Genomic DNA, 19728 nt, shown 5'->3' with positions numbered 1-19728 from the left:
GAGATTACATAATGAAGTCCAGGTTCATTCTCGTTGTAACCGTTATTTTAGTAGGTATTGTAAGTTCCTTTAATTCTTTACGGAGTGTATCTTCATCTCATTTAACGGAGTTGAAGGATATGGTGAGTGTTGTGGAAGCGCAAGGACTAGAGGTTGAAGAATGGGAGATTCAAATGAAAGAGTCTCTTTCCCGTATGGACTATCCACAAATGCTGCAAACGTTGCACACGGAATTGGCATCTTATGAGTTTTGGATGGAAGACGGAGAAAAAGCCTTAAAATTTATTTGGGATAACCCACACAAAAGTCAGCAAGGAAACGAAAGATTTATAATGCTTGTTCCAAATGCTCAAGAGCAAGACGTACAAATGACATATGTTGTTTCTGGAACAAATTGGACAAAATCAACCGAAGCATATTACTCCAAAACAATCGACGACAAAATAAATGTAGTATTTTCCGAAAAAATGTCAAAATATACTTGTCTCACTACAATGTCAAGTGATAAGATTAATAGTGTTGATTTTTTTGAAACATTAAAAGAAAAATTGAAAGTTCAACCACTTAAAAATATGAAAGAAAATGATTTTGAAGTCCTATCGGGTTATACGCCCCATTGGAGTTCTTCGATTCCCATTGCGGACGGGCAAATGAACGTGCAAGCTGCCGCAAGAACAGGATTGGGCGGTAAAACAACCATTACAATAGGAACACCTATCATTACTACTGAATACTAATAATAGTGAAATTGGACGCAGAGGAGAATGAACCTTGGATAAAATCATCGTCCGTGGTGGGAGGCAGCTTTCAGGCACTGTCAAAGTAGAAGGCGCTAAGAATGCCGTACTGCCTGTCATCGCAGCAAGTATGATCGCAAGTGAAGGAAAAAGTGTACTTCATGAAGTTCCAGCTCTTGCTGATGTTTTTACGATAAAAGAAGTTTTAAGCCATATGAATGCTGATGTAAGTTTTAAAGATAATACAGTGACAGTTGATGCTTCTAAACCACTGAAAACCGAGGCTCCTTTTGAGTATGTGCGAAAAATGAGAGCATCTGTCTTAGTGTTAGGACCACTTCTTGCTCGTTATGGTCATGCAAAAGTAGCAATGCCGGGAGGATGCGCAATTGGCTCTCGACCAATTGATCTCCATCTAAAAGGCTTTGAAGCGATGGGTGCAAACGTGCATGTTGGTAACGGGTTTGTAGAGGTGCAAGCAGATGGTCGTCTACAAGGAGCTAAGATTTATCTAGACGTACCAAGTGTCGGTGCAACAGAAAATATTATGATGGCCGCTGCATTAGCAGATGGAAAAACGATTATTGAAAACAGTGCAAAAGAACCAGAAATCGTTGACCTAGCTAACTTCTTGAACAAAATGGGCGCAAAAGTTGTTGGAGCTGGAACGGAAACGATACGAATTGAAGGGGTAGAGCGCCTTCATGGTGTCGAGCATACCATTATCCCGGATCGTATCGAAGCAGGTACCTTTATGGTTGCTGCTGCAATCACAGGAGGTAATATATTAGTAAAAGGTGCTGAGCTTGAGCATCTTCGCTCCCTTGTTTCCAAAATGGAAGAGATGGGAGTTAAGATTAAAGAAGAGGAAGATGGCTTACGGGTTATCGGCCCAAAACGATTAAAAGCGACAGACATCAAAACATTACCACATCCAGGATTCCCGACAGATATGCAATCACAAATGATGGCATTAATGCTGAATGCTCATGGCACTAGCGTGATTACAGAAACAGTATTTGAAAATCGTTTCATGCACGTCGAAGAATTTCGTCGTATGAACGCTAAGCTTAAAATCGAAGGTAGAAGTGTCATTGTAGAAGGTCCAACTACCTTACAAGGAGCAGAAGTTGCAGCGACAGACTTGCGTGCAGGTGCTGCTTTAATTCTTGCTGGATTAACGGCAGAAGGTTATACACGTGTTACAGAACTTATTCACATTGATCGTGGCTACGTAAACCTTGCAGAAAAACTAGCATCATTAGGAGCAGACATCGAGCGTGTAAGTGATAAAGAAAAAATTTCAGTAGGTTAATAGTCTAATAGTCTTATTTCAGAAGTCGGAGCAAAGCTCCGGCTTCTTCTTGTTTTGACTCCTAGTGAACCATGTGAAATATACTAGTTTCACTGTGTAGGTTACTTTTGCGTTGAATCATTAGGGAGCAAAACAATCGAACACTTCCAAAAGTGAGAGTAGGACGAATGAAACAAAAATGCAAAAATGTTAAAAATGAATTGACAGGTTTGGAAATTCTGTGTAAATTAAGAACTACAATTAAATGATGCATGCACGATTTTTCTTATCCAGAGAGGTGGAGGGACTGGCCCTGTGAAGCCTCGGCAACAGACTTTTTGGTACTGTGCCAATTCCAGCAAGCGAATGCTTGAAAGATAAGAAGAGTAAGCGAAATCTGTATTTTTGCCCTCTTCTTATCTAGAAGAGGGCTTTATTATTTCTACGACACAGTTTATGCAGGAAGGTTTTGATGCTGATTGGACATCCAAAGGCATATCTCAAAAAATGGGCGAAAGAAAGGGCCCAAATTGAAAACAGGGGGATTGCAGCATGGCGAAAAAGGATGAAACGAAAATCAATCATATTCTGGAAACACTTCGAGATTTACAGTATGGTTCGATAGTCATTACCGTCCATGATGGGGAAATCACGCAAATTGACACAACAGAGAAGAAGCGGTTTTCACTTCAAAAAAGCAAAGCATATGAAAAGAAATAGCTGCCGATTAGACAACTAAAGGCATCTTCCATGAGGAGTACTCGTGTAAGGTGTCTTTTTTATATGGGCACAAAGGAATGCAAGTTCGAAGGAGGAGTGTACATGATTACATTTGAACGAGTAAACAAGGTGTTTAAGACCGATAAAAAAGAGGTTCATGCGGTAAAAGATGTGAGCCTCACGATAGAGAAAGGAGAGATCTTCGGAGTAGTGGGCTTTAGCGGTGCTGGAAAAAGTACGTTAATCAGACTTGTAAATCTTCTAGAAAGACCGACCTCTGGTAGCGTCACCGTTCATCATTCCGATTTAAGTAGTCTCACGTCATCGGAGCTACGAAAGCTACGGAGAAGGATAGGGATGATATTTCAATCTTTTAACCTATTTAACTCTCGAACCGTGTATGGCAATATTGCCTATCCTCTGAAGCTAGCAAAAAAGTCTAAGAAGGAAATAGATGAACGGGTGAAGGAGCTGTTAAGCTTCGTGGGACTTGCGGACAAGTCAGGCCATTATCCAGAGCAATTGTCCGGTGGTCAAAAGCAACGGGTTGGTATAGCTCGAGCGTTAGCTACATCTCCAGATATTTTAATCTGTGATGAAGCAACGTCGGCATTAGACCCAGAAACAACTGGAGAGATTCTACAGCTGCTAAAAAAGATCAATCAGGAGTATGGCATTACAATCCTTCTCATTACACACGAAATGAACGTCATCCGTTCGATTTGCGATCGGATGGCTGTGATGGAGAATGGATCTGTCATCGAATACGGGAATGTGTATGACATTTTTACAAATCCACAGTCTCCAACTTCACGAAATTTTGTCAGCTCTGTTTTGAATGACAGAATGTCCTACAAGCTTTTGGAGAAGTTAAAGCAATCTCATACCGGGAAGATTTATCGGTTAATCTTTACTGGTGTGAAAGCAAGTGAGCCGATTTTATCCCGTGTAACGAGCAAACACGAATTAGAGTTTAGTATTTTGTATGGCAGTATCAACGAGCTACAAGACCAATTGTTTGGGAGTTTAATTGTCGAGTTTATTGGCACAAAGGAGCAGGTGCAGCATGTAATCGATGAATTGAAGGATACGGTGGAAGTGAGGGAGGTTATCAATCATGAAAGTTGAATGGTCCACATTTTGGCCACGGATTGTCGAAGCAACCGGCGAAACGATCACGATGGTGCTGTTAACACTTATTTTTTCCAGCATTATCGGAGTCTTGGTGGGATTATTGTTTTTCGTCACACGCAAAGGCAATATTTTAGAAAACCGATTTGTGTTTTTCGTGCTCAATTTTCTTGTCAACGTTGTCCGACCGATTCCGTTTATTATCTTGTTAGTTGCTATTAGTCCATTGACGAGAGCAGTTATCGGAACGACCATTGGAACGGCTGCGGCAGTATTTCCAATGACGATTGCGGCATGTTTTGCAGTTGCTAGGGTAGTAGAAAACAATCTCGTGTCGATTGATCCGGGCATTATTGAAGCAGCCCAAGCGATGGGGGCAAACCCGTTGCAAATCATTTTTACCGTCTTAATACCTGAAGCACTTGGCCCGCTGATTCTAGGACTAACCTTTGTAACGGTTGGGCTCGTAGATTTTTCCGCGATGGCCGGTACGGTTGGAGGAGGGGGGTTAGGTGATCTAGCTATGACCTATGGCTATCAGCGGTTTGATACTTCCGTTATGATCGTCACGGTTATTATCTTAATTATTCTTGTACAAATTGCCCAAACGTTTGGAAACTTTTTATCAAGATTTTTCTTACGAAGATAGAGCTTTTTCATTACGAAGGAGGAAACAAACATGAAAAGACTAATGGTAGCAGTATTATCGATAGGATTGCTCGTGCTAGCAGCATGTAATTCTACTCAAGGAAAAGAAACGGATGAGGTTGTCAAAATTGGTGTGACTGGTGCGGATACTCCGTATTGGACACTGATCAAAGAAAAAGCAAAAGAAAAGCTAGGGGTGACACTCGAGTTAGTAGAGTTCTCAGACTATATTCAGCCAAATAATGCGCTAGCAAATGGGGAAATTGATATGAATTCGTTTCAGCATTTAGCATTCCTAGGGCCAGCAATCGCAGAAAATGGCTACGATTTAGTTCCGATTGCCTCGACAACCATTAATCCTACAGGTATTTACTCGGAAAAATATGAGGATATTTCGGAAGTGCCGGATGGAGCGAAGGTGGCAATATCAGACGACCCGGCGAACTTAGGAAGAGGATTACTGTTATTACAAAAGGCTGGGTTAATTAATTTAAAAGAAGGAGTAGGCATTTATCCTACGCCAGAGGATATAGAAGAAAATCCGAAAAACTTAGAGATTACGACGATGGTCTCGCAACAAACTGCTCGTGTTTTACCAGATGTGGACCTTTCCCTCATTAACAACGGGATTGCGGGTCAAGCAGGATTAAACTTTAAGGATTCTTTGTTATATGATGATCCAGAAAGTGAAGAGGCACGACCTTATATAAACGTCTTCGCAGTAAAAGCAGAGGATAAAGACAATGAAACGTACCAAAAGATTGCAGAGCTATATCAAGAGTCTGATGTTAAGGAAGCGGTAAAAGCAGATACAAATGGGGGAAGTATTGTGGCAGATATTCCAGCAAAACAACTTCAACAAACGTTAGATCAACTTGTTGAAGATGTGAAAAAGTCGAATGAATAGGAGGTTCACTATGCCGAAGCAAATCATTCTACAAGCCTTTGATATGACGAGTGCGATGCATAATTCACATGGATTATGGAAGCATCCGGAAAGTAAGAGACAACGACAGTACAAGGATTTACATTACTGGGTAGAGTATGCCAAGCTTTTAGAAAAAGGAAAGTTTGATGCTGTCTTTTTTGCAGACGTTGCAGGCGTGTATGATGTCTATCAAAATAGTATGGATCCTTCCATACGAGACGGTGTTCAAGTGCCATTAAATGATCCTGCTTTAGTCGTTTCTGCCATGGCAAGTGTTACCGAACATCTTGGCTTTGCTGTAACGGTAAGCACGACGTATGAGCATCCTTTTGGTCATGCAAGAAGACTTTCAACATTGGATCATCTGACGAATGGAAGAGTTGCTTGGAATATCGTCACCTCTTATTTGCCAAATGCTGCGAAAAATTATGGGCTACATGACATGATTAAGCATGATGAGCGTTATGATATCGCGGATGAATTTTTAGAAGTAACCTACAAGCTTTGGGAGGCAAGCTGGGGTGATGATGCGGTCTTAGAGGATAGGGAAGCAGGAGTGTTAGTTGAACCATCGAAGGTTCATCCTATCGATCATCAAGGAACGTATTTTTCCGTTCAGGGACCACATTTATGTGAACCATCTCCACAGCGGACTCCGGTGCTTTATCAAGCTGGGACGTCGGAAAAAGGGCGAGAGTTTGCCGCAAAGCATGCAGAATGTGTCTTTGTTGGAGGACCAACTCCTGCCAAAATAAAAGAGCTTATTGAAGACATCAAAAAGAGAGGGGAAACGTATGGGCGAAATCCGGACCATATAAAAGCGTTCACCTTTTTGAATGTAGTCGTTGCCCCAACCACTGAGGAGGCAGAAACGAAATTTGCGGAGATACAGAGATATTGGAGTCCAGAGGCGGCAAAAGCTCAATATGGTGGATCAAGTGGTTACGATCTTTCCGAATATGAAAACAAAGAGGAAGTTTTTACCTACAAGCATACGGAGCACGGGCAATCACGTGCTGCCTATCTTACTAAGCATCTTGGGAATCAGTTGAAGGTAAAGGATGTCCTAGAGAGATTTGAAAGCTTAGATCGTCATACGATTCTCGTAGGGAATCCTGTGGAAGTAGCCGATGCGATAGAGATTCAGTTTAAAGAGTCTGGGGTAGATGGGTTTAACCTAGCACACCTTGTTACGCCAGGCTCACTGGAGGATTTTGTGGAATTAGTTGTGCCGGAGCTTCAGCGCAGGGGTATTTACAAAACGGAATACACAAAAGGGACCTTTCGTGAAAAGATTTTTCAAGAAGAGGATGGTAGGTTAGCTTTGGACCATCCAGGTTCGGCTTACAGGAAACAGGCGCCGATTTCATGAAGTGTAAGGTGAGTGAAGATACGGAATCCATTAAAGGGACCCGAGCATCACGGAAATGATAATAAGTGGTAATATGCACCCTCTAGCACTTAAGCTAGAGGGTTTCACGTGCGTTCGACAAACTTCGGGTCGTGCCTGTCACTTCCCGATTGGTCTTCGACACAATCCGGGAAGTGACAGGCACCTGTAATATTTCAGACAACTTGTGAATAGATTGTAAATAAGAATTTACAGAAGAAGGGGCTTTGTCCATGAAACTATATGTATCTGTAGATATGGAAGGCATTTCGGGAATTCCGGATCACACGTATGTGGATTCAGGAAAACTCAACTATCCAATTGGAAGAATGAGAATGACAGAAGAAACAAATGCGGTAATAGAAGCAGCACACCGATTCGGCTGTGAGGAAATTTTAATCAATGACAGTCACTCCAAAATGAACAATCTACTGACTGACGATTTGCACCCAGAAGCAAGCCTCATTACAGGAGATGTAAAACCTTTCTCTATGGTGCAAGGTCTTGATGATCGTTTTACAGGAGCGATGTTTGTTGGCTACCATGCACGAGCGGCACAATTTGGCGTCATGTCGCATTCCATGACATTCGGGGTCCGTAATTTTTTCATCAACGATGTTGCGGTGGGAGAATTAGGTCTAAACGCGTTTGTAGCAGGACACTTTGGTGTCCCAATATTGATGGTTGCAGGCGATGACCAAGCATGCTTAGAAGCGGAAGCGTTAATTCCGAACGTCGTGACAGCACCAGTTAAAAAATCGATATCAAGATCCGCTGTTCAAAGCCTTACTCCTACCAAAGCAAATCATCTCATCCAAGAACAAGTAACCACAGCATTATCCAATCGGGACGACATAAAACCTCTTACACCACCTAAGAAGCCTACACTTCGAATCGAATTCACGAACTACGGAGAAGCAGAATGGGCTAACCTTATGCCCGGCACTAGTATAGAACCAGGCACAACCATCGTTTCTTTCCAAGCTAAAGATATACTCGAGGCCTATCAAGCAATGCTCGTCATGACGGAGCTTGCCATGCAGACGACCTTCAAGTAGGAGGGATTTCATGCTCACTTATATCGTAAAACGATTTGTTACGATGATCCTCACGTTATGGATTATCGTGACGCTAACCTTTTTCCTCATGCATGCGGTACCTGGATCTCCATTTAACCAAGAGCGTGGAACTAATGAAACCGTACAAGCCAATTTGAAATCCCACTACCACCTGGATGAACCTCTCCTTACACAATACGCTATCTACTTAAAATCAATTGTGACCTTTGACTTCGGTCCATCTATTAAACAACCGACCGCAACAGTGAACGACTTACTCGGTAGAGGCTTTCCCATTTCCTTAGAATTAGGACTTTGGACAATTCTCGTAGCGGTTATATCTGGGATTCTATTAGGCGTACTCGCAGCACTTAAGCACAACGGAATAATCGATTATATGGCGATGACTATTGCCGTATTAGGGATATCCATCCCCAACTTTATTTTAGCGACACAATTAATCGAGACCTTCGCAGTAAGGTTAAACATTTTACCAGTTGCAACCTGGTCGAGTCCGAAGCATATGATTTTACCAATCATAGCCCTTGCGACCGGTCCGATGGCGATTATTGCTCGGTTAACCCGTTCCAGCATGCTAGAAGTTTTGACACAGGATTATATAAAAATGGCTCGTGCTAAAGGACTCTCTCCAGCCAAGATTATATTCAAACATGCGTTGAAAAATGCCCTTATGCCAGTCGTAACGATTTTAGGAACGCTTCTGGCAGGCATTTTAACAGGGACCTTTGTCTTGGAAAAAATCTTCGCAATTCCTGGCATGGGCAAGTACTTCGTCGAGAGTATTAACACGAGAGATTACCCAGTCATCATGGGGACGACAGTCTTTTACAGTGCCTTTTTAATCGTCATGCTTTTCCTTGTTGATCTAGCTTACGGACTACTTGATCCTCGAATTAAATTACATAAAAAGGAGGGCAAATAAATGCACAAGCAGATTCCAAATCAATGGTTTCGAACAATTGATACTAATCGATTAGAAGCAGAAAAAGTCGCGCGCCCCTCCTTGTCTTATTGGAAGGATGCTTGGCAGCGATTACGAAAAAATAAACTCGCCATGTCCGGAATGGTATTTCTAATTTTACTATCCGCATTAGCTATATTCGGACCCATCTTTTCTCCTCATTCTGTGACGGAGATTTCTCTGCCGAATCAAAACCAGCCTCCTTCCTGGAGTCATTGGTTTGGTACAGACGAATTAGGGCGAGATGTCTTTACAAGAACCTGGTACGGTGCTCGGATCTCCTTGTTTGTCGGCTTAATGGCAGCAATTATCGATTTCACTGTTGGGGTTATATATGGAGGAATCTCCGGCTATAAAGGCGGCAAAACCGACCATATAATGATGCGTATTGTAGAAGTCTTATACGGGCTGCCGTACTTACTTGTCGTCATCCTTCTTCTCGTTGTAATGGGTCCTAGTTTAACAACGATTATCGTTGCTCTGTCCGTAACCGGCTGGGTCGGGATGGCCCGAATTGTTCGTGGTCAGGTTCTCCAACTGAAAAACTATGAGTTTGTGCTAGCTTCGCAATCGTTTGGAGCGAAAACAAACCGAATCATTCGTAAAAATTTATTACCAAATACGATGGGTCCAATTATCGTTCAAATGACATTAACCGTTCCATCCGCCATATTTGCAGAAGCCTTTTTAAGCTTTCTTGGATTAGGGATTCAAGCGCCATATGCGAGCTGGGGAGTAATGGCGAACGATGCCTTACCGACGATTTTATCTGGACACTGGTGGCGTCTCTTTTTCCCTGCGTTTTTCATATCTGCAACCATGTTTGCCTTTAACGTATTAGGGGACGGTCTTCAAGATGCACTGGATCCGAAGCTAAGGGAGTGAAACGATGGAAAATCTATTAGAAGTCCAAGATTTACACGTCTCTTTTTCTACCTATGGTGGCGAAGTAAAGGCCGTTCGTGGCGTCTCCTTTGAGCTGAAAAAAGGAGAAACCTTAGCAATCGTCGGTGAATCTGGTTGTGGGAAAAGTGTCACGTCTAACAGCATAATGCGACTCATTCCAAGTCCACCAGGAAAAATTAGCAATGGATCGATCCGGTTTAAAGGTCGAGATCTCTTAAAAATGAAAGAAAAGGAAATGCGTACGATTCGTGGTGTCGATATTTCAATGATATTTCAAGATCCGATGACGGCGTTAAATCCAACGTTAACAGTGGGAAACCAGCTAAAAGAAGGGGTAAAGCAGCATCAAAAGGTGTCCAATTCAGAAGCAGAGAAACAAGCATTAAACATCATGGATTTGGTTGGAATTCCCAATCCGAAGGAACGAATGAAGCAATACCCCCACCAATTTAGCGGCGGCATGCGCCAGCGAATCGTCATTGCTATGGCATTAATATGTGAGCCCGAGCTGTTGATTGCGGATGAACCAACAACCGCATTAGATGTAACGATTCAAGCTCAAATCTTAGATCTGTTTCATGAAATCCAACATAAAACAGGGGTAGCCATCATTTTAATCACCCACGATTTAGGAGTAGTTGCTAAAATTGCGAATCGAATTGCAGTTATGTATGCAGGGAAAATCATCGAGCGAGGTACGAAACGAGAGATTTTTTATGAAGCGGAGCATCCATACACGAAAGGGCTGCTTCAATCGGTACCAAGACTAGACCTTATCGAGGAGCATTTAACGCCCATTGATGGAACACCACCAGATTTATTTTCCCCACCTGTAGGATGCCCGTTCACAGCAAGGTGTCCGTATGCGATGGAAGTATGCGAAAAAGTATATCCAGCTACGACCCACCTTGGCTCATCTCATCAGGTAGATTGCTGGCTTCAGGATGAGCGTGGAAGACTAGTCGCTCAACCTATTAAACAAAAGCTATGACTTCGTCGAATGACGAGTTTAGGATAGATCAAATATGAGGGGGAATACAATGAAAAAATGGTTATTCATGTTGGTTGGGGTTATGTTTGTGTTTCTATTAGCAGCCTGTACAGCTAATGAAAATGCCGGAGAGGAAAAGCCAAAGGAACAACCGGAAGGGGAACAAGGAGGAGCATCAACAGATGAAAAAGTTCTCTATTTAAACAATGGTGTGGAGCCTACATCGTTTGACCCACCTATTGGGTTTGACTCGAATTCGTGGCAAGCTTTAAACAACTTATTAGAGGGGCTAACACGCTTAGGCAAGGATCACCAGCCAGAGCCTGCTGTGGCAGAAAGCTGGGACATATCTGAGGACGGAAAAGAGTACACCTTCCATTTAAGGGAGGATGCCAAATGGTCAAATGGAGACCCTGTCACTGCAGAGGATTTTGAGTTTGCATGGAAGCGAATGCTCAATCCGGAAACAGGATCCCCAGCTGCTTTTCTAGGCTATTTTATCGCGGGAGGCGAAGCGTACAACGCTGGGGAAGGTTCAGAAGAGGATGTTGGTGTGGAAGCAGTCGATGAAAAGACGTTCAAAGTGACGTTAAGCTCTCCAACCGGATTTTTCTTAAACATTATTTCAAATCCTGCCTTTTTCCCAATTAACAAAGAAGTTGCCGAAGAAAACCCAGAATGGTTCGCAGAGGCGGACACATTCGTAGCAAATGGACCGTTCAAATTAGAATCATGGACGCATGATACAGAAATGGTAATGGTGAAAAATGATCAATATTGGGATGCAGACACGGTTAAGCTCGATAAAGTACATTGGGCGATGGTGAACGATTCTAATACCGAATACCAAATGTATGAAAGCGGAGAGCTGGATACATCCGGCGTACCATCTGAAATGGCAGAAGAGCTCCTTAAAGGAGACGATGTGATTATGGAAGATCAAGCCGGAACGTATTTTTATCGATTTAATGTTAATAAAGAGCCTTTTCAAAACGTAAACATTAGAAAGGCCTTTGCCATGGCGATTGATCAACAGCAGATCGTCGAATATGTAACGAAAAATGGAGAAAAGCCAGCCTTTGGATTTGTCGCACCAGGCTTTAAGGATCCATCGGGAACCGACTTCCGAGAAGCTAACGGAAACTTAATCGAGTTTGATGCAGAAAAGGCGAAGGAGCTGTTAGCAAAAGGAATGAAGGAGGAAGGCTATGACGAGCTTCCGACCGTTACATTAACCTATAACACGAGTGATAGCCACAAAGCAATCGCCGAAACAATGCAGCAAATGTTCAAGCAAAACTTAGGAGTGGACGTAGAATTGGCCAATGCGGAGTGGAATGTTTTTCTACAGGATCAAAAGGACTTAAAGCACCAATTATCTCGAAGCTCCTTCCTTCACGACTATGCAGATCCAATTAACGCCTTAGAAAGCTTCGTTACCGACTCCACAATGAACCGCACAGGTTGGTCGAATGACGAATTTGATGACTTAATTGCAAAAGCAAAATCAGAAACTGACGAAGCGAAGCGCTGGGAATACATGTACGAAGCAGAGAAAGTGTTATTTGAGGAAATGCCGATCTTCCCAATCCATTTTTACAATCAGGTTGTCCTACAAAACGATAATGTAACTGGAATTGTTCGACACCCGGTTGGATATATGGAATTGAAGTGGGCAGATAAACAATAGAAGAAAGGAAGCTCAGGGGCGATCTAAAGGGGGAGGTCGCCTTGGGTGTTTGTGGCCGGGTTGGGCTCGGTTTATTAACTCTTAATCTGGAAATATTAACAGCTATAAATACGTTCAAAATCCAACGAATACTTCAATTAAAGAGGATTTACTTTTATTCTCTAGCATAATGCTTTCTTTTCAGGCAAAAATACATTCCTATTACCGTAAAATACTTTCAAATTTAAGCAACACTTACGCCCAGACTCAATTTCCCCAAATTAAAAGAATCACCTACTAAAAGAATCAATACCAAAGGAGGAATCAATATTCGACCAAATTACCTCAGACAAGGTGACACAGTCGGCATCATCGCTCCAGCTAGCCCACCGGAACTAGAAAAACTCGAACAAGGAATTCCATTTCTGAAATCGCTCGGGCTCCGCATTAAGCTGGGACGTCATGTAGCAGATCGGCATGGCTATTTGGCTGGAACGGATGAAGCTAGATTAGAAGACTTACATGAGATGTTTGCAGATCCGCAAGTTAAAGGAATCATATGTGCTTGTGGAGGATATGGAACAGCACGGATCGCGGCGCAAATCGATTACAACCTTATCGCCCGGAATCCAAAAGTCTTCTGGGGTTACAGTGACATCACGTTTTTACATACAGCAATTCGTCAGTTAACAGGCTTGACGACCTTTCACGGACCGATGGTTAGCTCTGATATGGCGAACGAGGACTTTGCTCCATTATCCCAACTTATGTTCCAACAGCTTTTCCAACCGTCGGAGCTTGTTTATTCGGAGGAAATATCTCCTCTTCAAGTCATTAGTCCTGGTGAAGCCACCGGGGAAATAGTAGGCGGAAACTTAACCCTTATCATAAGTACGATTGGTACAGAGGCAGAACTCAACACTCGTGGGAAACTTTTATTTATAGAGGATGTCGATGAAGAGCCATATCGAATCGATTCCATGCTTAACCAGCTGAAAATGACTGGCAAGCTAGATGAGGCTTATGGCATAATCGTTGGGGATTTTAAAAATGCTGTTCCTTCCAAACGAAAATCATCGCTCACATTACACCAAGTACTCGACCATTATCTTGCGGCCTTAAACAAACCCGTCATGAAAGGATTTCTTATCGGACACTGCTCGCCGCACTTTGCCATTCCCTTGGGTACGAGCGCTCACTTATCCACGACACTAAAAACACTTCGCATCGCTCCAGGGGTGAAATAATGACGGAAGAAGGCGAATAGATGGAACTGAAACGAGCGATTTCTCCATGTGCCTGTCACTACAATTTGGACACTCTCCACGAGAAATCGATCAATCTGCTATCCAGATTCTTACTAATCTGAAAAATGGTTTTCCAGCCTCAGGTATATAAAAAGACTAGCACTCTCTAGGCGAAAATCTAGCACAATCACAGCTTTTGTACGGAAAAAGGTACTAATAAAAGAGCAACATGATGATTTGGTTTCTATTTTGGCTTTTCATCAACATTCCCAAAAAGACAACAGAGGTTATTCTGGCTGGGTTCCAAGAAAACAGCTTTCTTTCATTCAACAGGAGGATTGGACACACGAAACTAGTATCATGGTAACCGCAAAACAGCAACCCTTTCCCTAGAGCAGGACCATCAACTGGACCTTAGCTATACAGAGGAAACTACCATTGCTCTCTCTAGTGAAAAAGAATGCATATGTCCAAGCTCTAAACTGCACAGGAAGAATTAATGGAAAAGGTGTCGTCCTTTTATCCCAAAACAAGATAGAAAAAAAGAAAGGAATAGATAGAGCCGAAGCTCCTAAAGCATTCCTAGGTGTTGGATTATTTATGGAGCGGGATGAACTCCTATGGCTACGACTGCTCTGGATCACGTGAAATGCCTCCGATTAAGCAACAGAAGGAAAGTTCATCACACATGACAGAGCTGAGCTAGGAGACTTATTACTCTACGTCCATAATCAAGGAAAAGGCCGCATCCACCATGTCGGAGTTCACCTAGGGGGTAATCGTATGATTCATGTGCCAAAAATAGGGAAACACATTGAAATTATACCTTTAGAAGGAACGATATATGAGGAAGAATTGGTAACCATCAGACGATAGGAAAAGAGGGACGAGAATGAGTGATGTTACATTATCTGTACGTGATGTAAAAAAACATTTCACCGTCGGCAAGGGGCAATCCGTCAAGGCGGTCGATGGGGTAAGCTTTGATGTCTATAAAGGAGAAACCTTTGGACTTGTTGGAGAATCTGGCTGTGGGAAGTCCACCATCGGAAGAACCATTCTAGGCTTATATGACAAATCGGGAGGAGAGGTTCTTTTTCAAGAAAAAGATGTCCATCAGCTCGACCCAGAAGAAAAGTTCGATTTTTATAAAAAAATGCAAATGATTTTCCAAGATCCTTATGCATCCTTAAACCCACGCTCTACCGTTCGGGAGATTATTGCAGAACCAATGGAGGTTCACAATCTGTATCCGGATAAAAAAGAACAAACGGAAAAAGTCATGGAGCTGCTGGAGGAGGTGGGACTATCTAGAGATCACGCCAACCGCTATCCACATGAATTCAGTGGAGGACAACGTCAACGAATTGGAATTGCACGAGCGCTTGCTCTAAACCCTTCTTTTATTGTGGCAGACGAACCTATTTCGGCTTTAGATGTTTCTGTCCAAGCTCAAGTTGTCAATCTACTGAGGAAACTACAGCAAGAAAAAGAACTGACTTATCTATTTATCGCCCATGACTTATCCATGGTCAAGCACATATCTGATCGCATTGGTGTCATGTACTTAGGGAACATGGTGGAACTAACATCCTCCGATCAATTGTACCAAGAGCCACTACATCCCTATACCCAAGCACTTCTTTCCAGCATCCCGATTCCAGACCCAGACATTGAAGAGAAGCGAGAGAGAATTGTGTTGAAAGGAGAACTCCCAAGTCCGATCAACCCACCATCCGGTTGTGTTTTCCACACGAGATGCCCACATGCAACGGAGATCTGTAAACAGAAAGTACCGCGCTGGCAAGAGGTGGAGCCGAAACACTATGTAGCGTGTCACCTTTATGAAGAAGCATAAAAGGAGGTTATCCCAACCCGGGGATAACCTCTTAATCTTACTATCTAACTGTGAAAGAAAATGTTTTTACAATGGTGTTTCCATCTAGTTCCATAACAATACTTCCAGTGTAATCACCAACCGATAGAGCTTTAGTCCTTAAATGATACATGTATCTATTTTCCTTAGAATCGAACTCACCAACATGAACCTCTTTCCCATTTTCATCTAAAATGTGTAACGAAGCGGAAGCGCCCTCTAGTACACCATCATCCAATGTAAATTTCACTGGAACCGTCCGATTCTTTTTAAACACATGATCTGACTTTACTGGTGGTAATACACCGCTATAGGAATACACTACATACTCGATATCTAGCTGACTTGTGTTACCGGAACGATCCGTCGCCGTAACGGTATAAGTGTGTGTGCCTGGCTTAGTGGTATCCAACTTCTCATCATACGTAACCGCTGGATTTTTATCGAATTGATCCGAAACCGTTGGTGTGACCGAGACGTCTTGACCAACCAAAAATCGTTGTCCGTCCTCCACACCGCTAACTGAAATCTCAGGAGCGGTTTGATCCTTTTCAAATCGTACGTTATCCACATACATCGTACCAGCAAAATCACTGTCTACATCCGCAACTATTAACGTAATATCGCGCAGCAGTGTATCTGGCTCGATAACTTTTCCATCCCGAATTTGAGTTAAATCAAAGGCTACCTCATAGTGAAATAAGCCATCTTCGGTAACATTCTTTTGATCTAAAGCTTCCAAGTCAATGTCAACCGTTTCCACTGCTTGTGCCCAGTATCCTAGACTAGGTGGGGCAAAAGCTAGATTGAGAGAAAGAGCACCTTGTGTCGCTCGGTCTGGTTTCAAGTAAAAATCAAACGTTAAATAGTCATTCTCTCCTCTAGTTGCATTTATCCCACCAAGCATGAGACGCGGCGCAGAAGCCCAAGCATCGTCTGGTTTCACTTCAGGATATGCAGCAGTCCAGCTTAAAGCATTTGACCCATTCGCAGATTCGATGGTTAAAGCTGTTTTTACACCGGATCCACCATCCCAAGCCCAACCTTGTCGGGTCCCATCTTCGAATGTAGACGGGAGGGAAGGAGTACCAAGCTCATCATGAACGACAGGTTCCTCTACTACAGCACGGTTTCCAGAAACAGCTATGTTATCAATGGAAACTGGCCCGCCATTCTCCGTTCCAACAAATAAAACGATGTTCGTTAAAATACTATCATTGGCATCCTTAGCAATCGCTTCTAAATTTGGTGCATCAGCTTTTGTAATCGTTAAGGTTGCTTTATAAGTACCATCTTCTTGTACTTTAAAATCTTCCGGAACAACTTGAACAGCGTTTAGAGGATTTGCCCAGCCATGATCTGCACTCTGTGGAATGGCAGCAATCGACACAGTCGTTGGTTGATCTGCATACACATCCATCCTTAACTCCTCTGCACCAAATAAGTCTGGTCTTACAGTGGTACCATCCGCTGATAATCTCATATTTGCCCAATAGTTACCGTCTGAAAGATCATTACTCGCTCCTTTTGGATCAATATGAAGCTTTCCATCCACATTACTTACAACAACATCTTGAATCGGACTATCTGCGTTAACTCCAAATCCTTGCAACGTACCATCATCAAAGTTCCAAATGGTTTCCGTAAAATCTTCTCGTTCAGTTCGATCGATTGGCTCATACGGAATTCCTTTGATACGAGCACGAACATACTCTCCGGAAACACTAAGTTCATCCACAGCCCACACCTGGTCTTCACCTGGGTCCAAAGAAGTGGCATCATGCTTACCTAGTATATAGGGTAAAAACGCTGCTGAAGTTTCATTTTTATTTGTCAGAGACCAGTTCACCCAGCTAATGTTGTTGCCATTCAAGAAATCAATCCAAGCATCTGCCTCCTCTAAAAAGGGACCATTATTGCCGCTTGCTTCACTCGTTCCCCATTCCGATGCAAACACCGCTACACCATTTTCAATTGCATAGCGAGCGTTGCTCATGACATTTTCTCGATCTAAACTATTATCGGAAGGAGCATGGGTACCGGAATAAAAGTGAACCGTATAAATGGTATTGTCATCATCAATAGGATTATCTGCTGCTAAATCCGGACGCTGGCTCCAGTTCGGACTACCGACAATGACTAAGTTCTCATTTCCGGTGTCGCGTAGCATTTGAATGATTGGCTCTGCGTAAGATTTGATCACTTGCCAGCCAGCCGCATCATTGGTTACACCTGGTTCATTCGGATTTGGTTCGTTTGCCACCTCGTAGATAATGTGTGGATTATTCGGATAGAGAGAAGAGATTTCTTTGAAAAAATCCATCGCTCCACTATAGACATCGGCCGTTGGGTCACCTGGTGCATGCACATGCCAGTCCACAATGACATACATATCATTGGCAATAGCAAGCTCTATGCCGTCGATCACACGTTGTTTGATCACCTCAGGATTTGAGGCATAGCCATCCTCTCCAACATACATCGCTAAACGAACGACATTTGCATCCCAATCATTCGCTAGCGCAGAAAAAGCATTTTTATTTAAAATATCTGGAAACCACTGTAAGCCATGTGTACTCATTCCGCGTAGCTGAATGGGATTTCCGTTTTGATCCCCAAGTGTTTTCATTCCGTTATGATCGATTATTTGCAGTGCACCAGCTTCTGATGGTTTTTTCGCTGTATCTACTATTAAATTATCGTAATCAGACTCAGCTGCAAAAATAGAACTTGGAAACAACGTAGTGATTAATCCAACAATCATCATCATAGCTAAATACCTTCTTACCTTCCTTTTTTTCAATTCAATACCCCTCCCGTATTTTAATGATTCTGTTCATCATGTTGTTCAACGAAATATTTCGTAATATAAAACGCTTTCACGAGAAGAATGGCGAAAACGTTTACAAAAATATCATATCAACACATCCGGATTGTGGTCAATAAAAATCCTTTCAGACAGTATAATATAGGACTTTATGGCTAGACCCTTTAGATTTGAATAAAATTCTCTTCGTTGCGAAAATTTTCGTAAAATATTACTAAGTAATGACAACCCAAGATTTTCTAGGCTATACTTAAACAAATGAAGTCGAAAAGTGAGTTGGGTGACATGAAAGTAACCATTCAACAGTTGGCAGAGCTGACTGGCGTATCTCCTGCAACCGTATCAAAAGTGATTCATAACTATCCGGATGTTGGGGAAGAAACGAAAGAAAAAATTATGCAAGCCATCAAAGAGACAGGCTATGCTCCTAAACAAAATTCCTACAATAAAAAGGCGAAGACCATCGGAGTGATCTATGCGGTAGGAGCGGATATCAAGCATCCATTTTTTATTGATGTCATCGATTCCTTCGCTAAAGAAATTGGGGAGGATGGCTATAACTTACTATTCTTCTCTAGTAAAGAGGAAACAGAAGAAGCCACTTACGATTATTTAGCTCGGTGTCTTGAAGCGGATGTTGCTGGCTGCATCATCATTGGTGGGGACGAGATCCAGCATTACGTAAAAGAATTAGATCAAAGCAACATCCCTTGCATTGGAGTGGATATTGAGCTAACAGGTGATTCCTCCGGCTATTTAATGTCCGATAACAAAAACATTGGTAAAAAAGTAGTCGAGCACTTTTATTTACTAGGTCACCGAGAAATTGCATTTATCGGTGGACTTTCATCGATGACCGTTGGCTTATTACGAAAACAGGGTTTTTATCAAGCGATGGCCGAGTTTGGACTGGATGTCCAAGAAAATTGGGTGGAGTATGGAGATTTTAAAGAATCCAGTGGATATGAAGCGATGAAGCGTTTGTTACAAAAGCCGGGTCCACTACCTAGCGCCTTATTTGCTGCAGGTGACCTTATGGCAATTGGAGCAATACAAGCTATCAAAGAACATGGATTGTCTGTTCCGGAGGACATTGCTGTCATAGGCTGTGACGATATTGACCTCAGCCGTTACGTAACCCCTGCTTTAACCACAATTCATCAAAACACGCAAAAGATCGGAAAGCTCGCCGCACATATGTTAGAAGATTTTATCAATGGGAGCACAGGCTCCAGCTCCGTGATGGTAGATTCAGATTTAGTAATCCGTTCTTCCTGTGGGAATAAGTAGCCTAAGCCTTGGTGGACGAGCTCTATCAAAAAGT

17 protein-coding genes and 1 riboswitch are annotated in these 19728 nt (G+C 42.5%); of the genes, 16 read left to right on the top strand and 1 reads right to left on the bottom strand.

Annotated features, from left to right (window positions below):
- The first annotated feature begins 11 nt into the window (after window positions 1-11).
- The 15 genes from FN924_RS16595 to FN924_RS16520 all read left to right on the top strand — a co-directional run bounded on the left by FN924_RS16595 (window position 12) and on the right by FN924_RS16520 (window position 15559).
- Window positions 12-737, top strand: a complete 726-nt coding sequence (locus FN924_RS16595) for a YwmB family TATA-box binding protein (protein WP_143896399.1) — start codon at window positions 12-14, stop codon at window positions 735-737.
- Between the two features lie 34 nt (window positions 738-771).
- A complete protein-coding gene (gene murA / locus FN924_RS16590) occupies window positions 772-2052 on the top strand; it encodes a UDP-N-acetylglucosamine 1-carboxyvinyltransferase (RefSeq protein ID WP_143896397.1) in 1281 nt (426 codons plus the stop codon).
- Between the two features lie 262 nt (window positions 2053-2314).
- Window positions 2315-2415: riboswitch (SAM riboswitch) on the top strand.
- Window positions 2416-2583: 168 nt separating this feature from the next.
- On the top strand, window positions 2584-2751 hold the full coding sequence (locus tag FN924_RS16585) for a YezD family protein (RefSeq protein WP_143896394.1): 168 nt from the start codon (window positions 2584-2586) through the stop codon (window positions 2749-2751).
- A 102-nt stretch (window positions 2752-2853) separates the two neighbouring features.
- Window positions 2854-3879 carry a methionine ABC transporter ATP-binding protein gene (locus FN924_RS16580; protein WP_143896392.1) on the top strand — a complete coding sequence of 342 codons (1026 nt, stop codon included), beginning with the start codon at window positions 2854-2856 and terminating at the stop codon, window positions 3877-3879.
- Complete coding sequence (locus tag FN924_RS16575; RefSeq protein WP_143896390.1) at window positions 3869-4531, top strand: methionine ABC transporter permease; 663 nt, start codon at window positions 3869-3871, stop codon at window positions 4529-4531. The genes FN924_RS16580 and FN924_RS16575 overlap by 11 nt, the downstream gene beginning before the upstream one ends.
- A gap of 30 nt (window positions 4532-4561) precedes the next feature.
- Entirely contained in the window at window positions 4562-5437 is an 876-nt protein-coding gene (locus FN924_RS16570; RefSeq protein WP_143896388.1) for a MetQ/NlpA family ABC transporter substrate-binding protein, read from the top strand.
- Window positions 5438-5447: 10 nt separating this feature from the next.
- Window positions 5448-6830 carry an LLM class flavin-dependent oxidoreductase gene (locus FN924_RS16565; RefSeq protein WP_143896386.1) on the top strand — a complete coding sequence of 461 codons (1383 nt, stop codon included), beginning with the start codon at window positions 5448-5450 and terminating at the stop codon, window positions 6828-6830.
- Window positions 6831-7081: 251 nt separating this feature from the next.
- The gene (locus FN924_RS16560) at window positions 7082-7906 is read left to right on the top strand and encodes a M55 family metallopeptidase (protein ID WP_143896384.1); all 825 of its coding nucleotides are present in this window, start codon (window positions 7082-7084) and stop codon (window positions 7904-7906) included.
- Between the two features lie 10 nt (window positions 7907-7916).
- Window positions 7917-8849, top strand: a complete 933-nt coding sequence (locus FN924_RS16555; RefSeq protein ID WP_143896382.1) for an ABC transporter permease — start codon at window positions 7917-7919, stop codon at window positions 8847-8849.
- Window positions 8850-9773, top strand: a complete 924-nt coding sequence (locus tag FN924_RS16550) for an ABC transporter permease (protein ID WP_143896380.1) — start codon at window positions 8850-8852, stop codon at window positions 9771-9773. It abuts the gene before it with no gap.
- A gap of 4 nt (window positions 9774-9777) precedes the next feature.
- On the top strand, window positions 9778-10785 hold the full coding sequence (locus FN924_RS16545) for an ABC transporter ATP-binding protein (RefSeq protein WP_143896378.1): 1008 nt from the start codon (window positions 9778-9780) through the stop codon (window positions 10783-10785).
- 49 nt (window positions 10786-10834) lie between these two features.
- Complete coding sequence (locus FN924_RS16540) at window positions 10835-12475, top strand: peptide ABC transporter substrate-binding protein (protein ID WP_143896376.1); 1641 nt, start codon at window positions 10835-10837, stop codon at window positions 12473-12475.
- Between the two features lie 302 nt (window positions 12476-12777).
- Entirely contained in the window at window positions 12778-13701 is a 924-nt protein-coding gene (locus tag FN924_RS16535) for a S66 peptidase family protein (RefSeq protein WP_143896374.1), read from the top strand.
- Between the two features lie 681 nt (window positions 13702-14382).
- Complete coding sequence (locus FN924_RS16525) at window positions 14383-14577, top strand: NlpC/P60 family protein (protein WP_143896370.1); 195 nt, start codon at window positions 14383-14385, stop codon at window positions 14575-14577.
- A gap of 16 nt (window positions 14578-14593) precedes the next feature.
- Window positions 14594-15559, top strand: coding sequence for an ABC transporter ATP-binding protein (locus tag FN924_RS16520; RefSeq protein WP_143896368.1), 966 nt, complete (start codon window positions 14594-14596; stop codon window positions 15557-15559).
- Window positions 15560-15599: 40 nt separating this feature from the next.
- On the opposite strand, the gene FN924_RS16515 is transcribed toward FN924_RS16520, so the two are convergent.
- Window positions 15600-18380, bottom strand: coding sequence for a carbohydrate-binding domain-containing protein (locus tag FN924_RS16515; protein WP_228409494.1), 2781 nt, complete (start codon window positions 18378-18380; stop codon window positions 15600-15602).
- Window positions 18381-18689: 309 nt separating this feature from the next.
- Between FN924_RS16515 and FN924_RS16510 the strand changes: the two genes are divergently transcribed.
- The gene (locus FN924_RS16510) at window positions 18690-19694 is read left to right on the top strand and encodes a LacI family DNA-binding transcriptional regulator (RefSeq protein WP_143896366.1); all 1005 of its coding nucleotides are present in this window, start codon (window positions 18690-18692) and stop codon (window positions 19692-19694) included.
- The last annotated feature ends 34 nt before the right edge of the window (window positions 19695-19728 follow it).

The organism is Radiobacillus deserti (assembly GCF_007301515.1).
GTDB classification, from domain to species: domain Bacteria; phylum Bacillota; class Bacilli; order Bacillales; family Amphibacillaceae; genus Radiobacillus; species Radiobacillus deserti.
This window is presented reverse-complemented; position numbering and strand designations above follow the sequence as displayed.

Excerpts from the sequence above, each read along its gene's own strand:
- FN924_RS16595 (WP_143896399.1), top strand. The coding sequence starts at position 12 with ATGAAGTCCAGGTTCATTCTCGTTGTAACCGTTATTTTAGTAGGTATT.
- FN924_RS16585 (WP_143896394.1), top strand. The coding sequence starts at position 2,584 with ATGGCGAAAAAGGATGAAACGAAAATCAATCATATTCTGGAAACACTT.
- FN924_RS16580 (WP_143896392.1), top strand. The coding sequence starts at position 2,854 with ATGATTACATTTGAACGAGTAAACAAGGTGTTTAAGACCGATAAAAAA.
- FN924_RS16575 (WP_143896390.1), top strand. The coding sequence starts at position 3,869 with ATGAAAGTTGAATGGTCCACATTTTGGCCACGGATTGTCGAAGCAACC.
- FN924_RS16570 (WP_143896388.1), top strand. The coding sequence starts at position 4,562 with ATGAAAAGACTAATGGTAGCAGTATTATCGATAGGATTGCTCGTGCTA.
- FN924_RS16565 (WP_143896386.1), top strand. The coding sequence starts at position 5,448 with ATGCCGAAGCAAATCATTCTACAAGCCTTTGATATGACGAGTGCGATG.
- FN924_RS16560 (WP_143896384.1), top strand. The coding sequence starts at position 7,082 with ATGAAACTATATGTATCTGTAGATATGGAAGGCATTTCGGGAATTCCG.
- FN924_RS16555 (WP_143896382.1), top strand. The coding sequence starts at position 7,917 with ATGCTCACTTATATCGTAAAACGATTTGTTACGATGATCCTCACGTTA.
- FN924_RS16550 (WP_143896380.1), top strand. The coding sequence starts at position 8,850 with ATGCACAAGCAGATTCCAAATCAATGGTTTCGAACAATTGATACTAAT.
- FN924_RS16545 (WP_143896378.1), top strand. The coding sequence starts at position 9,778 with ATGGAAAATCTATTAGAAGTCCAAGATTTACACGTCTCTTTTTCTACC.
- FN924_RS16540 (WP_143896376.1), top strand. The coding sequence starts at position 10,835 with ATGAAAAAATGGTTATTCATGTTGGTTGGGGTTATGTTTGTGTTTCTA.
- FN924_RS16520 (WP_143896368.1), top strand. The coding sequence starts at position 14,594 with ATGAGTGATGTTACATTATCTGTACGTGATGTAAAAAAACATTTCACC.
- FN924_RS16510 (WP_143896366.1), top strand. The coding sequence starts at position 18,690 with ATGAAAGTAACCATTCAACAGTTGGCAGAGCTGACTGGCGTATCTCCT.